The 15,773-nt window shown below is 37.8% G+C and carries 12 protein-coding genes and 2 pseudogenes; all 14 read left to right on the top strand.

The features are described from left to right. The first annotated feature begins 7 nt into the window (after positions 1-7). The 14 genes and pseudogenes from FC36_RS09615 (at position 8) to FC36_RS09555 (ending at position 15,554) form a co-directional block, all read left to right on the top strand. Entirely contained in the window at positions 8-2,185 is a 2,178-nt protein-coding gene (locus FC36_RS09615; RefSeq protein ID WP_025020291.1) for an AAA family ATPase, read from the top strand. An 18-nt stretch (positions 2,186-2,203) separates the two neighbouring features. Then, entirely contained in the window at positions 2,204-3,451 is a 1,248-nt protein-coding gene (locus FC36_RS09610; protein ID WP_023859601.1) for a TIGR00341 family protein, read from the top strand. Between the two features lie 82 nt (positions 3,452-3,533). After that, positions 3,534-4,709, top strand: a complete 1,176-nt coding sequence (locus tag FC36_RS09605; RefSeq protein ID WP_025020290.1) for an SAM-dependent methyltransferase — start codon at positions 3,534-3,536, stop codon at positions 4,707-4,709. 166 nt (positions 4,710-4,875) lie between these two features. Further along, positions 4,876-5,319: a 50S ribosomal protein L13 gene (gene rplM / locus FC36_RS09600; RefSeq protein ID WP_023859603.1), complete on the top strand. Its 444-nt coding sequence runs from the start codon at positions 4,876-4,878 to the stop codon at positions 5,317-5,319. A 17-nt stretch (positions 5,320-5,336) separates the two neighbouring features. Then, on the top strand, positions 5,337-5,729 hold the full coding sequence (gene rpsI, locus FC36_RS09595) for a 30S ribosomal protein S9 (protein WP_025020289.1): 393 nt from the start codon (positions 5,337-5,339) through the stop codon (positions 5,727-5,729). Positions 5,730-6,021: 292 nt separating this feature from the next. Next, positions 6,022-6,282 (top strand): annotated as a pseudogene (locus FC36_RS11695) (type ISP restriction/modification enzyme); the annotation flags it as partial. A 23-nt stretch (positions 6,283-6,305) separates the two neighbouring features. After that, positions 6,306-7,337, top strand: a complete 1,032-nt coding sequence (locus FC36_RS09590) for an acyltransferase family protein (RefSeq protein ID WP_161628289.1) — start codon at positions 6,306-6,308, stop codon at positions 7,335-7,337. A 490-nt stretch (positions 7,338-7,827) separates the two neighbouring features. Then, positions 7,828-8,589, top strand: coding sequence for a polysaccharide deacetylase family protein (locus tag FC36_RS09585; protein ID WP_025020288.1), 762 nt, complete (start codon positions 7,828-7,830; stop codon positions 8,587-8,589). Between the two features lie 323 nt (positions 8,590-8,912). After that, positions 8,913-9,398: pseudogene (gene msrA, locus FC36_RS09580) on the top strand (peptide-methionine (S)-S-oxide reductase MsrA); the annotation flags it as partial. A gap of 121 nt (positions 9,399-9,519) precedes the next feature. Beyond that, on the top strand, positions 9,520-11,655 hold the full coding sequence (locus FC36_RS12725) for a glycosyltransferase (RefSeq protein WP_056986878.1): 2,136 nt from the start codon (positions 9,520-9,522) through the stop codon (positions 11,653-11,655). A gap of 140 nt (positions 11,656-11,795) precedes the next feature. Continuing rightward, on the top strand, positions 11,796-12,785 hold the full coding sequence (locus tag FC36_RS09570) for a glycosyltransferase (protein WP_035190585.1): 990 nt from the start codon (positions 11,796-11,798) through the stop codon (positions 12,783-12,785). Next, entirely contained in the window at positions 12,785-13,762 is a 978-nt protein-coding gene (locus tag FC36_RS09565; protein ID WP_025020618.1) for a glycosyltransferase family 2 protein, read from the top strand. Before FC36_RS09570 ends, FC36_RS09565 begins: the two co-directional genes overlap by 1 nt. Continuing rightward, a complete protein-coding gene (locus FC36_RS09560; RefSeq protein ID WP_023859613.1) occupies positions 13,762-14,847 on the top strand; it encodes a glycosyltransferase in 1,086 nt (361 codons plus the stop codon). Before FC36_RS09565 ends, FC36_RS09560 begins: the two co-directional genes overlap by 1 nt. Further along, a complete protein-coding gene (locus FC36_RS09555; RefSeq protein WP_023859614.1) occupies positions 14,844-15,554 on the top strand; it encodes a glycosyltransferase family 32 protein in 711 nt (236 codons plus the stop codon). Before FC36_RS09560 ends, FC36_RS09555 begins: the two co-directional genes overlap by 4 nt. Positions 15,555-15,773: the final 219 nt, after the last annotated feature.

Here is a 15,773-nt window from a genome sequence, read left to right as displayed (position 1 = left end):
GACCTGTATGGATTTTAAAAATCAATATCAAGTTGCTCGAAAATTCCTTAAGACTAAGGATTATTCTCAAGCGCAAGCCCTGTATGCCGAGCTTTACCAGCGCATGCCGGATTATAAATCAGTCCGTTACTTTTATGCGAAAACCTTATTTTTATTAAAACATAAAACTCAGGCTCTACAGTTGTTAGATGAATTTCTAGCTAGTCGCAAAGAAACTAATCGAGGTTCAGCCTTCCTCCTCCGGGCGCAAATTCGTTTCAAGCAAAAGCATTATGAACTAGCTCGTCAAGACCTTGCGCAGGCACGAAATTATGGTAAGCAACTACAAAGAATTGCTAAGTTACATGCGAAGCTTCCACCACGCAAAAAACAACCGGCTAGAGGTGAGTATCCTCGCTATGTAAAGATAAAATTAGAGCGTTATAGTAGCAGTCAAGCACCGATCTGTCGTAGCCAAGAACCGTTTTTTAGGGGTAAGTATCTTATCTTAACCCATTTGACCAATGCTCAAAAAGAGCAGCTTGCTTCCAAACAATGGTTAGAGTTATACCTTAACGAACCTCAGGAAGGTCAGGTAAAAAATTATTTGACCTGTCAGGTACTCGATGATCGCGACTATTATCGTAAGTATTTACCTCAGTTAAAGTCTTGGTATCAAATTACCAGGTTCAATGACTACTTAGAAGAAGATAAATACTTTCACGATAAGTGGGCACGTTCTAAAGTTTTTGCCTTACTATTAACACGAATCTTTAGTCAGACGGAAATTCACCAAAACCTTCTTCAAGCCGATTTACTTAGTGAAATGGAGGAACATCACTTAGCAGCTTGTTTGGATTTGGTCAAACTTAAGCAAAGTGGTGAAAGCTTACCTTTAAGTCAAGCTGACCAAATTGAGGATTTGGATTTACTGCGAGATTTTGGCTTTATCTGTGCTCAAAATTGTCAAAATACTATTCATCTTGCAGATAAATGTCACTACGAAAGGAAAATATTGGCCTTGCTAAAAGCTCAGTCTAAAATGGCTTTACCCTTTAAGCACCCAGAAAAAGGCCTCCGTCCCACCCGAGAACAATTAGCATTCATGAAATGGCTCTATGCTCAGAAAAATAGGGTGGTTTCGCTTTTGGGGGTTGGAGGCAGTGGTAAGACTTTTACTTTGGGAAAGATTCTGGATAGTGACAAGGTTTTGGCTTTAGCACCTACCCATAAAGCCCGTCTTAATTTGTCTGCTCATGGTTTTAAGCATAATCAAACGATTCAAAGTCTCCTCTACCAAGCTGAAAACAAGCAAGAGTTTGAGCCTAAGCAACCTTACCAAGTGATTGTGATTGATGAAGTCTCTATGGTAACTACGGAAATGTTGGCCAAGCTAGTTGATTTTTTAGGGACGGATTATCGCTATCTTTTAGTCGGCGATGATCAACAATTACCCCCAGTAAGTCAAGACGAAGATGCGCTAACAGTTTGTGGCAATCTCATGTATTTCCTCAAGCAAAAGTCGGCGACTTTTTATTTTCAAGCTAATTTACGTTGCCAAAATCCCGCTACAAAGGATTTAATTAAGCAGGTAAGGCAAAAAGATATCCAAGCTTTAGCTCACAACACTGCTTTTAAAGAAGTAAGTTTTCAAGCCATGATTAACGCTAAAAGTCAAAAGCTTAGTAACGAAGCGTGTCTTATTCTGGCTCATACTAACCGGATGGTAGCCGAAATTAATCGGATTTTTTGGGAAAAGTTACCTGCTCCCAATCAGGAAAAAACGCCCTTTTTTATACGGGGCTCTTATGGAAGAGGTGGATTTTTTGTGGGGGCACAGGTTGTTTTTTACCAAAATGATGATGCTAGCCAAGAATATGGTTATACTAATAGCGAATTTGGGCAGGTTACAAAGTTAAGCCAAGAAAAATATCAGATTTTTGTGGAGGTTGAAACTTCTCAAAGAACGTATAAGTTACCACTCAAACGCGCGGAAGAAGATTTGCTCTTGGCCTATGGTTTAACTGTGCATAAAGCCCAAGGAAGTGGTGCTGAGCAAGTCTATATTACAGAATTATCCGATTTTAAATTGGCTTATACAGCCGTTTCACGAAGTAAGAATCAACTATACTTTTGTGGGTGTGACCGTCAAGCTTTGTTAGCGGCGGTTAACTACCAACCACATGAAAAAGTAAATATCTATTAAAATAATGGGGGACTGGGAATGCAAGGAGAAAAACAATATCGTTACGGCGAATTTATTACTAAAATTGAAAATGATAGTCAGCTTCAGATTTCTGACTTTGTGATTTTAACTTGCGCGATTGGGATTGCTAGTGTGGGTTTGAATATGAATTCGGTGGCCACGATTATTGGAGCTATGTTAATTTCACCTTTGATGGGACCGATTTTAGGCCTGGGGGTGGGGTTAGCAGCTTCACATCGTCAATTATTTTTTAAAGCTGCTTTAGCTTTAATTATTGAAGTAACTATTAGTCTTTTGGCCTCGACACTATACTTTAAACTTACCCCTATTACGGTAGGTGGAAGTGAAATCTTAAATCGGACCGCACCTACCTTATGGGATGTTTTAATTGCTGTTTTTGGGGGCACCGCAGGGGTAATTGGGGCGACTAAAAAGCAAGCAAATAACATTGTTCCTGGGGTGGCAATCGCTACGGCCTTGATGCCACCGCTATGTACTGCTGGTTATGGTTTAGCTCAGGGAAACCTAACTTACTTTGGAGGTGCTTTATATCTCTTTTTGATTAATTCCTTTTTTATCATGTTAACAGCTTGGTTAGGAATTAAATTTATCTATCGCCAAAAGAATCAAGTTGTAGAACGTCGCCCATTGATGCGTTTCATCACCATTGTAATGATTGCTTTGGGAGGGATTCCAAGTTTAGTAACGACTAAAAATGTAGTTCAAGAAACAATTGCCCAAAGTAACATCCAAACGATGATTGCTGAGGAATTTAAGCAAGGAACAATCATTTCCCAAAGTATCGATGTTAAAAGCAAGAAGATTAGACTCTCTATTGCACAAGCTAATCTCAATCGTCAGGAAATTCAGAAAATCAATCACGCAAAAAGTAAGTACAATTTACAAGATTATGACTTACAAATTATTCAAGTGGCAGACTTAAATCAACTAACAAGTAGTGAATACAGCAAGTATATCAATAATTTAATTAATAATAATCGTAAGGACTACCAAGCCAAACAAGAGGTGAGTTTTACTAAAAAACTAGACAAGGTGCGACAAGTTGCTCAAGCTGAGCTGGGGAAAAAGTTCACTAAAGTCACTTTACAAACTAACTATGATGTTTCTGCTGAGCAGATAGTCCAAAGTTATGATGTAGAAATTATTGTTAAAGATAAGCTTAGTGATAGTCAAAAAGGAAAAGTAATAAAGAAGATTAAGAAAACTCTAAAGCAAGTTGATCAAATTAAATTTACCGTAAAGTAAGTAAAAATCCTTATCCAATTTTTTTCAAAGTGTTACACTAGAATTACAAATAATTTTTCTAGTGGAAGTGTATTATATTATGATGTTAGATAACTTGGTTTTAAAAAAAGTTTTAAAGAATTCTTTTAATATTCCAGTGGCTGTAACGTATCCAGATGGTAAGACTGAACAGTACGGAGGAAAGGGGCAACCTGAGGTTAAAATCAAATTGAATGAAAACATCGCAGTTAAGGATTTAACCAGTAATGCCTCGATAACTTTAGGTGAAGCTTACATGGATGGTAAGATTGAAATTGACGGTTCGATTCAAAAAGTAATCTTATCTGCTTATCAATCAGCCGATTCCTTTTTACGAAGTAGTAAATTTCGTCGTTTCCTACCTAAGCAAAAGCATACCCAGGCTAAGTCTAAAGAAGATGTGCAAAGTCACTATGACTTGGGAAATGACTTCTATGCTTTGTGGTTGGATCCAAGTATGACCTATTCTTGTGCTTACTTCGAAAATCCTCAAGTTACGTTGGAAGAAGCACAATTAGCTAAGGTACACCATATCTTAAAGAAACTAGATCCTAAGCCAGGACAAACACTGCTAGACATTGGTTGTGGTTGGGGCACTTTGATGTTGACAGCGGCTAAGGAATATGACTTAAAAGTTGTTGGTATTACTTTAAGTGAAGAACAAGCTAAGGAAGTCAAAGCCCGTATTAAAGCTGAAGGTTTAGAGAATCGCGCCCAAGTGATTTTGGAAGATTACCGGCAATTGGAGCACGAACCCTTCGACTATATTACCAGTGTGGGGATGTTTGAACACGTCGGTCCAGAAAATTTGGCCGAATACTTTCAAACAGTCTACAAATACTTGGCTGACGATGGGGTGGCTTTAATTCACGGAATTACCCGGCAACAGGGTGGTGCCTACAACGGTTGGATTAATAAATACATTTTCCCTGGTGGTTACATCCCTGGGATGACTGAAATTTTGGGCCGGATCGTAGATTCTGGTTTACAAGTTGCTGATATGGAAACCTTACGTCGTCACTATCAAAAAACTTTGGAAATTTGGGACCGCAACTTTAAGCAAGCGCTCCCTGAAGTTGAAAAAAGTCATGACCAACGCTTCATTCGCATGTGGGACTTATACTTACAAGCTTGTGCGGCTTCCTTTGAATCAGGAAATATTGACTGTATCCAATATCTCTTGACTAAAGGTGCTAGTGGTCAAAACTTACCAATGACACGGGATTACATGTTAGGTTAAGAGGTATTTAGACCGTAAAAAAATTCTCTACAAATCTGTTTTTTATGATTGACTAATGAACGATTTTTATATAATATAGTAACTGGTATTGTTTGCCCCACAGTGAGCCCCGTTAAACTTATTGTTTGTCAAACATGCATACACATAATAATGGAGGAAATTAAACGTGCGTACAACATATATTGCAAAACCAGGCGAAGTAGAACGTAAATGGTATGTCGTTGATGCGACAGATGTTCCTTTGGGACGTTTATCTACTGTTGTTGCTTCCGTATTACGCGGTAAGAACAAGCCAACTTTCACACCAAACGTAGACACAGGTGACTACGTAATCGTAATCAACGCTGAAAAGGTTGCTTTGACAGGTAAGAAAGCTTCAGATAAAGTTTACTACCACCACTCAAATCACCCAGGTGGATTGAAAGCCCGGACTGCTGGTGACTACCGTGAAAAGGATCCTGAAAAGTTAATTGCCTTATCCGTTAAGGGCATGCTTCCTAAGGGTACTCTTGGCCGTCAACAAGCTAAGAAGTTACACGTTTACCGTGGTGCAGAACACAACAACGCAGCACAAAAACCAGAAGTTTTAGACATTACAAACTTAATCTAATCTAGGAGGAAACGAAATTGGCTCAAGTACAATACATGGGTACAGGTCGTCGTAAGAACTCTGTTGCGCGGGTACGTTTGGTACCTGGTACAGGTAAGATCGTTATGAACGGCAAACCAGCAGAAGAATACATTCCATTTGCAAACTTACGTGAAGTTATGGTACAACCATTCAGCGTTACTGAAACTAAAGGTGCATACGATGTTTTAGTTAACGTTAATGGTGGTGGTTTCTCAGGTCAAGCCGGTGCAACTCGTCACGGGATTGCACGTGCTTTATTACAAGTAGACCCAGACTTCCGTCCAGTATTGAAGTCAGCTGGCTTACTCACACGTGATGCACGTATGAAAGAACGTAAGAAGCCAGGTCTTAAGAAGGCTCGTAAAGCTTCACAATTCTCAAAACGTTAATATATACTGTCATATCAGTATTTTGGAACACTTCATGGTTCACCCCATGGGGTGTTTTTTTGAGAATTTGTATTCAATAACATTCTATAGAGGGTGATATGAAAATAGGAAACTGGTTTTTTATACGGAAAATTTAATGTTATTAATTCAAAAGTATATTAAATTTCAAGGCTACGAAAGGCAATTTCTCCCATAAGCATAGCAACGTTATTAGCTGAATTGACATAGACTTGAGTAACTGAACGGTCGCTATGAGTTAATGCTTCAGAAATTGTTTCTAATGATACCTGCTATTGTGTATAATGACGATATAACAATAGAAAATATACCTGAAAAAGCCTATTAATATGTTATTAATGTCAAGTCTGCGATTGAATGGATTATGGAACAATACCAGATTAAGACTGATAAAAAGTCTGGTATTACAGATAATCCTAATGATTTTAGTAATGATCCTAAGTACATTTTCAATCTTTTGTTACGGATTATTAATGTTTCTGTTCAAACTGTTGATTTAGTTAATAGTTTGCCTAAACTTGAGGTTATTGAATAAGTTCTGAAAGGGGAATTTTGTTTTTGTCAAATAAAAGTAGCCCAAAGACTATTTTTAGTCTGGATGATAATGGACATGTCCAGAGCTTAGATTTTCTAAAAGCATTCTCTATTTTTACAATAGTGGTAATGCACATGGTTCAAAGTTATATAGAGGGAATAAATGGGCTGGTTGTAACAGCATCTTCCTTGGGTGGAACAGGGGCTCATATGTTTCTTTTTGCTTCGGGGTTTGGATTATATCTAAGCTATTTAAAACATAAAACAAGTTTTTTGGAATTTGTAAAAAGAAGATTGTGGAAAATTTATGTTCCATACATTATTATTGTGATAATATCTTTCTTTCTGCCTTGGATGTACTATGAACAAGACAGAGTTCAAGCCTTGCTGAGTCATATCTTTCTTTATAAGATGTTTATTCCGAGATATGAAGAGAGTCTTGGAGCTCAACTTTGGTATATCTCAACATTATTTCAACTTTATTTGCTTTTCATACCACTTTGTAAGCTTCGTGAGAAGGTAAGTGGTAAATACTTTATAACTGGTGCGTTTATTATTAGTATGTGCTATTCGTTTTTTATTGTAGCTACCGGCTTAAGTAGTGAACGAATATTTAATAGTTCCTGTATTCAATTTATTTGGGAGTTTTGTTTAGGGATGGAGATTGCACGTCTTTTAAAATCGGGGAAGAAGTTAGAACTTAGTACTTTACAGTTGTTTATAATCGCAATAATTGGGCTTGGTATGGATGGCTTAATTGCGATTAAGATACCTTCATTTAAAGCATTTAATGATATATTTGCTTCATTTGGTTACATGGCTGTAGCACTGTTATTATATAGGCTTTTTGGTAATGCTACTAAAAAGCTATGGAAGGATTTTTGTAAGTATTCATATGAATGGTACTTAGTGCATATGGCGGTCTTCTCAACTATGTGGTTAATAGCACCCAATGGATTAAATAAGCAGTTATTGTTTGGTATATTTGTGATTCTTATCAGTTATTATGTGGCAGTTGTATACTGGTACTTAGTTCATAGGGTAATCAGAGTATGAAGTAAAATTGATTTGAAAAAAATAGGCACAAATTAATGTACCTATTATTCAATGAAAGTAGATATTTATTATAGGGTGAATTTTGGTGTTTTTCGGCTAAATTTGTTGGTAATTTGGTAATAATTCACCCTATTTAAATGAAATCAGTTGAAACTGTATGAAAATTTTTGAATTGTAAAGTTATGAAAAGCCTTGATATTAAAGTGATTTGAGTTTAAATGAAATAAAATTTTTTAGAGCCAGGTCTTAAGAAAGCTCGGAAGGCTTCACAATTCTCAAAACGTTAATATATACTGTTATATCAACGTTTAAAAGCACTTCATGGTTCACACCATGGTGTGTTTTTTTGTATATTTTTAAATTATATCCTTAATTAAATTAATATGAACTTTGCCATTCTCACTATAAAACTTAAGAATTATGTAAAAATAGTGTGGAAATTTTATGAAGAGATACTATATAATTAACCCGTACTATGTGGAGGTTGATTATGAAAAAATTACTTTGTCTAATCACATTGATTATTGGTTTAGGGACCTTTTCTACTGTTCAAGCAAAAAAAGTAACTTGGGTTAAGGCGCAGGGTGAGGCGAGCTTTCCAATTCTAATGTATCACAGTATTGATAATGTTCCAGGAAACGGGTTATGTGTTCCAAAGGAGCAATTAGAAGAGGAAATGGCTTGGCTTCATAAAAACGATTACTATACTCTAACACCTAAACAGGCTATTCGAGTCCTAACAAAAAATGAAGTTCCAAAGGATAAAAAGATTGTTTGGATTACTTTTGATGACGGTTATGCTAATAACTATACGGTGGCTTTACCAATTTTGAAGAAGTACAAATTAAAAGCCACCGTTAACATGATTACTTCTTCAATTAATACTAATGGTATGTTGACAACTGACCAGATTAAAAAAATGCAAAAGACCAAACTTATTTCTTTTGAAAGCCATACAGTTAGGCACGTAGATTTGCGAACACTAACACCAGAACAACAAGATAATGAGGCGGTAGATTCTAAGAGAACTTTGCAAAAAGATTTTGGTATCAACAGTCGATCCTACTGTTATCCTGCCGGTCGTTATAATGATTATTCAAAAGTTGCTGCTAAAAATGCGGGCTACAAGGTAGCATTAACTACTCAGCCAGGTTGGGCTAAAGCTTCTGATGGACTTTATGACTTGAAGCGAGTTCGAATTCCTGCACAAATGACATTAGATTCATTTATTGAATCAGTTGCATATAAATAATCAAACAGACGCTGAAAAAGCATTAGCAGGTAATGCAATTTTCAGTGCCTGTTTATTTGTTTAGGGGATAGTTATGAGATATGTAATCGCAAACTCAAGACTAAGTAGGAACGAATAGAGAAATTAGGGGATAGTTTGAGTTGGTAGGATCCCCAGAGGATTGATAAGTTACAAAAATTGATCGTTGGATATGATTAGCTAAATGGTATTAGCACTTCAGAATACACCAAGAGATTCTAAAGCAAAAATTTTGACTGCTGGAGGCTGGAAGCGTATATTTAAATTATGACGTGTACAATGTTTTTGCGAAAGGATGAATCTTAATGAAAGAAATTTATTTAGCAGCTGGTTGCTTTTGGGGAGTAGAAGGTTATTTCCGTCAACTGTCTGGGATTATCGAGACTGAAGTGGGGTATGCTAATGGAATTTCAACTAAGACTAACTACCAGTTAGTTGCTTTAACGGACCATGCGGAAACTATTCATCTTAAATATAATCCTGAAATTATCAGTCTTAAGGAAATTTTGCAGCATTATTTCCGTATTATCGATCCATTTTCTGTTAATCGTCAAGGAAATGATCGTGGGCGTCAGTATCGGACTGGAATTTATTATGTTGATCAAACTGATGCCCCTATTGCTCAAGCAATGATGGATGGAGTAAGTGCTAAGCATGACGGAAGAAAATTAGCGGTGCAATTAGAACCTTTGCAAAATTTCATTGTAGCCGAAGATTATCATCAAGATTACTTAATTAAGAATCCTTATGGTTACTGCCACATTGATTTGAACTTGGCGAAAGTACCGTTACGTTAAAAAGATTAGAAGTAGCTCTCATTTTTGGGGGCTTTTTCTTTTGCTAAAAATTAACTTAGCTTTAAGTAAAGCGTGGTATAATGGATAGAAGAATTTAAAATGGGAGGCTTATGTTTTGAATATTGGACTTTTTACAGATACATACTTTCCACAAGTATCTGGGGTGGCGACTAGTATTCGTACAGCCAAAGAAGAGCTTGAAAAGCTTGGGCATAAAGTAATTATTTTCACCACCACCGATAAGGGGGTAGACGTTGAAGAAGATGAAGATATCGTAAGACTGCCAAGTATTCCCTTCTTTGCTTTCACCGATCGGCGAATAGCTTTTGCTGGAGCCAGTGAAGCTTTAGAAATTGCTCGCGAACATAATTTAGATATTATCCATACCCAAACTGAATTTTCTTTGGGCTTAATGGGGATTTCAATCGCTAATAAATTAAAAATTCCCGTGGTTCACACATATCACACGCAATATGAAGATTACACGCGTTACATTGCTAATGGGCTTTTAATTCGGCCTAGTATGGTTAAATATATTGTACGCGGATTTTTGAGTGACGTTGACGGGGTGATTTGTCCTAGTGGTATCGTCAAAAATATTTTACAAGGTTATCAAGTGAAACCGCCGATGCGAGTGATTTCAACCGGGATTGAGTTGGAGAAGTTTCAAACCCGATTTGCAGCAACTGAGATTCAGGCTAAACGTCAAGAACTCGGAATAGCTAATGATGAGATTATGCTCTTGAGTTTGTCGCGGATTTCCTACGAGAAAAACATTCAAGCGGTGATTCAGGCTTTACCTCAAGCTTTAGCAGTTAATCCGAAAATTAAACTGGTTGTGGTTGGAGATGGTCCATATCGCAAACGCCTAGAGGATTTAGTGAGAGAAAATGGGATTGAAGAAAATGTAGTTTTTACTGGGATGGTACCTTCAGATCAAACAGTGCTCTACTACCAAGCGGCGAACTTCTTCATTTCGGCTTCCACTAGTGAAACTCAAGGGCTAACTTATTTAGAAGCTATTGCGTCCCAGACACCAGTTATTGCTCAAAGTAATGCATATTTGGATGATGTGATTTCTGATCCTATGTTTGGCTATCTCTATGCTGACGAAGGGGATTTAGCGGAGGCAATTTTAACGGCGGTGAGTCAAACACCAACAATGACGGCTGACGCTTATCAAGCTAAATGTTTCGAAATTTCTGCGACTCACTTCGGGCAAGAGTTGGAAAAATACTATGGTGAGCTCATTGCGCATAATAATTTTCGCTTAGCTAGTTATGGTGGGGAGAAGTCTTTTCCGAAGGCTCTGACTTACTTACCCAAGCGGGTTTTTAAGTATTTAACTAAACGTAATAGCAGTCATAATATGCATGACGAACAGATAACGCCGAGTAGATCAGAATTATCCTTGGGAATGAAGGAACCGATGAATATTCTCTTTTCGATTGATGATGGTTATGTCGAACAGTTTAAGGTGACACTTTATTCCTTGTATCAAAATTCAGATAATCCGGAGTTAGATGTCTATGTTTTGCAAAAGCAAAAGCTTGCTAAAACGGTGGAGATTCAGAAATTTTGTAATCAACTCGAAATTAACTATCACCCAATTATTATTGGGGAGAGAGCCTTTGAAGATGCACCAACAACTGATCGCTATCCGGAAACTATTTACTATCGTTTATTAGCACATGAATATTTACCAGAGACATTGGACAAAATTTTGTATTTAGACGCCGATATTTTAGTAACCAATGATATTTCCCCACTTTATGATTTAGAAATTAATGATTATTTGTATGCGGCAGCGAGTCACGTTAATGAAAATGGTTTGGTGGATATTGCTAATAAGGTGCGCCTAGAAAATTATCAGGCAAAGACTTATTATAACTCTGGAACGTTATTGATGAATTTAAAGAAGATTCGTCAGGAAGTTAAACGCCAAGATATTTTAGACTATATTCGTCATAATGATTACAGGTTATTTTTGCCGGACCAGGATGTTCTAAATGCTTTGTACGGCCATAAAATTTTCCAAGTGGCGGAAGAAATTTATAATTTTGATACTCGCTACTTTACCCAGTATGAATTACAAAGTAAGGGCTACTGGAATTTAGATCGGGTAATTAAAGAAACGGTTTTCTTGCATTTTTGTGGGCGAGAAAAGCCATGGCTCTCCGATAATCCTCGGGGAAATTTCTTTGATTTATACAAACATTACCAGCATTTGGTCGCTAAAATGGAATGCTAAATTAAGACGGAAAAAATTTTACAAGTCAAAAACCTTAAGAAATCAGGTTCTAAAAGCGATGATTTCCTAAGGTTTTTTATCAAAGTAAACTCCGTGGTATGATATTAAGAAATAATAACGATAAATTTGAGGAAGAAAATATGTATGATAAAAAGGATGCCGTCCAAGTTTTGGTGGTCTTGGTGACCTATAATCGCCAGGCAACCTTGCTCAAGACTTTAGCAGCGTTAATGCAACAAAGTCATCAGCCGGCGGGAATTTTGATTTTAGATAATTGTAGTACCGATGAGACTATCCCGGCTTTGAAAGCCCAGGGATTCTTAAAAGAAGATGTTAAAAAATCGCAACTCTATATGAATCATGACGCAAGGGGTTATCAGTACTTTTATCAAAATGAGTTCAATGCGGGGGGCTCTGGAGGCTTTGCTAAGGCTATCGAACTGGCCACCAGCTTATCGGAAAAGTATGATTATGTTTGGGTTATGGATGATGATGTTTTACCTGAGACTGACTGTTTAGAAAAATTATTGGCGCCGATGCTACCTGGACAAGTCGATGTAACCATTCCTTGTCGGGATGATGCTAATTATCGCGATAGTGCGATTGTGAAATTTGAATTGGGTAAATTAGGGCAATACATCACTGAAACACAAAAACAACGAGTCTTTAGCCCTTTTACTAAGGAAACTTATGTCGTGGAAGATATGACCTTTGAAGGTCCTTTAATTGCCATGGATTTAGTGAAGCAGGTAGGTTTGCCGGATGCAAGTTATTTTTTGTTATATGATGATTCAGATTACGCCCAAAGACTACAAGCACATAGTCAAATTTTATATGTGACGGCTGCCAAGTTACACCGGCAACTATCGACCTTAGAACAACAGTTCCCGAGTGGCAAGTATTTCTATAATTGGAAGGACTACTACCAGGTGCGTAATAATATTCTTTTTAATAAAAAGTATGGTCAAACTTGGGCGGTCCGCCACTTGAGTCAATTTATGATTGGGCCACGTCTATTAATCCGTTCAGCCCGCAACCGGAGTCTCAAAAATGACGGACCTTTGATTATTAAGGCTTGGAAGGATGGGATTTTAGGTAAGACAGGAATGAGAGTGGGTCCGAATTACTAATGGAAAAACAAGAAGTTAAAATTTCAATTATTGTACCTTTTCATAATGGTCAGGCATTTATGGCTCGATTTTTAGCTACTTTTAAGGCTCAAACTTACCAAAATTTTGAATTAATCATGGTCGATGACGGCTCTACGGATGCTTCTGTTCAGATCTTGGAAGCAGAGCGGGGATCTTTAAAGCTGAAACTATTCCGAATTGGTAATCACGGCGTTTCACACGGGCGCAATGTAGGTTTGCAGCAAGCAAGTGGTGATATTATTGGTTTTTGTGATATTGATGACCTGGTACATCCGCGTTTATTAGAAATCGTGCAGCAAGTCCATCAAGCTAGCCACCAGGTGACTGTTGTACATGCGCAGGTGATTAAAGCGAATGAGGTCGGCGCCTTTCTAAATAAAGATAATGAACATGTGATTGTTAAAGATTGGGATCGAGCAACTCTTTTTACCCAAATGAACTTTAATGATCGTGAAATTTTTGGTTCAGTGTGGAATAAGTTTTTTTCGGCTTCAGTACTCAAAGGCTACATTTTTAATGAAGACTTAACACTTTATGAAGATGCCAACTTTATTTACCAGGTGGTGGCCAGTCAAGCAAATTTAGTTATTAAAGAGGTGCCACTGGCTTTATATGGATATTACTATAACGAAAATAGTGTTACTATCAGTGAAAATCCTGATTGGTTGTATACAGCAGCTGGCGAATTGCGTTACGCGCAAGCAATTCAGGATATCTTGCGCCAGCAGGAGTCCAATTTAACGACCAAGCAAGTCAAGCAACTGCAAGCCAAACTATTTCGCTTGGCGCTCTATCCCTTGTATCGTCGCAATTATCCTTCCAAAGTAGCGTTTATTCAACTTAAAAAGTTGTGTCGGCGTTACTTTGGAACTTACTTAGTATGGTATCAGGAAGATACCTTTCAAAAATTTAAGAAGAGCCTGCAATTTTTATTAGTCATGTTGAGGAGAAAATAATGGCAAATATTTTACATTTATCAAGAACCATGGGACAGGGGGGGGCCGAAAAGGTCATTTACCAAATTTGCAAAGATGATCAGTCTGACCGTCATTTTGTAGCCTCCTGTGGAGGTTTTTATGTGCCTTTACTAGCTGCTCAAGGGGTCAAGCACTTTGAAATTCCTGATACGGTGGTTAAAAGTCCTGCCAATATTTTGCGGACGTTGATGACTTTGCGTCGCGTAGTTAAAGAAGAAAAAATTGATATCGTGCACAGTCATCACCGTTTAGGTGCGGTGTATGGACGTCTGCTGCAAATGCAGTTTCGGAATTTAAAGCACCTTTATACCGCTCATAATGTTTTTTTAGATAGCCAAAAAATGATGGCATTTGCCCTCGAAAAAGCAACTATTGTGGCTTGTGGTAAGACGGTAGCACAAAATTTGGAAGAAGTTTACCATATTGCTCCTGAAAAAATTACTGTGATTCATAATTCGATTGAAAAGCCAGTCGTAAGCGGTACCGTACCTCAAGCTCTATTAACTGCCAAAGCAAGCGGCCGTTACTTAATCGGTAGTATCGGGCGTTTAACGGAACAAAAGGGGATGGATATTTTTATTCGTGCACTTCAAGAGGTTAGCCAAGTACACTCGGAGGTTTTAGGTGTGATTGTCGGTGACGGAGAAAAGCGCGCAGAACTTGAAAAGTTGGTAGCTGATTTAGGCCTGACCCAGCAAGTTTTATTTTTGGGTAATCAAACCGTTGTGCCCGCAATTTTGCAGGAGTTAGAATTCGTGGTGCTGGCTTCACGTTTTGAGGGCTTTCCTCTAACACCGCTAGAAGTTTTTGCTAGTGAAAAAACCCTGATTGTCTCGGATATTCCTAGCAATTTGGAAATTGTTCATGCTGGCGTAGAAGGTTTGAGTTTTCGTAGTGAAGATAGCCAGGACCTGGCCCAAAAAATCTTAACTATGATGCAAGTTGATCGGGAAAAAATGGCGGTTTGTGGGGCCAAAGCCTATGCTCAAGAGTTTAGTTATACCAAATTTATTTTGGCCTATCAGGCGCAGTATCAAAAAATAAGTGGAGGAAAAGTAAAATGATTCCCAAACATATTCACTATTGCTGGTTTGGGGGCAAGCCACTCCCCCGCCATGTTAAAAAAAATATTGTTACTTGGAAAAAGGCCTGTCCAGATTATGAAATTACTGAGTGGAATGAAAGTAACTTTGATGTGCATGCGCACCCTTTCATGGCGCAAGCATATGATCAAGGGCAATGGGCCTTTGTATCAGACTATGCGCGCCTACAGGTGATTTATGAGCAGGGTGGAATATACTTGGATACAGACGTGGAATTATTGCGTAACCTAGATTTTTTGTTAGAAAATGATTTTTACGCGGGCATGCAACAAGATATTCAAAAAATCAATACAGGTCTTGGTTATGGAGCTAAAAAACATAGTCCAGTAGTTAAGGCTATGTTAGCAGCCTATGACGGGCTAGTTTTTGACCCTCAGCAAAAGGAAACTTTGGCCTGTCCTAACTTAAATACGATGGCTATCGAATCTTATCAGATTCAAAATAAGCAAACAGAGAAGGTACGAATCTTACCAGCTACTTATCTTGATCCGATTGCGCCAGGCGATGAGGTGGAAAATCTTCTGACGTCAGAAACGATTTCCATTCACCACTACTTGGCGAGCTGGGGGACGAAGCAACAACAACGTCGGCGACGCCTGATATCTTGGCTAGGGCAAGCGCGCGTTATGAAGCTCCGACGCTGGGTTTTAAAAAATTTACGCAAATAAAAGTCTGTGGGTAATCGATTTATTAAATTACTATTTCATCTTAATTCTAATCTAATATCTGAAGTTAGCGCGCTAGAAGTGAGTCTGCACCCAGAATATTAGAAATATTCAGAATTATTTGAAAATGCTAAACACAGAATTTTATGAGCAACCAAAAAAACCTTAAGAAATTATGTTTCCTAAAACGTTGATTTCTTAAGGTTTTTACTATTTTTAGAA

Origin of the sequence: Ligilactobacillus equi DSM 15833 = JCM 10991 (assembly GCF_001435735.1) — a bacterium.
Taxonomy (GTDB): Bacteria; Bacillota; Bacilli; order Lactobacillales; family Lactobacillaceae; genus Ligilactobacillus; species Ligilactobacillus equi.
This window is presented reverse-complemented; position numbering and strand designations above follow the sequence as displayed.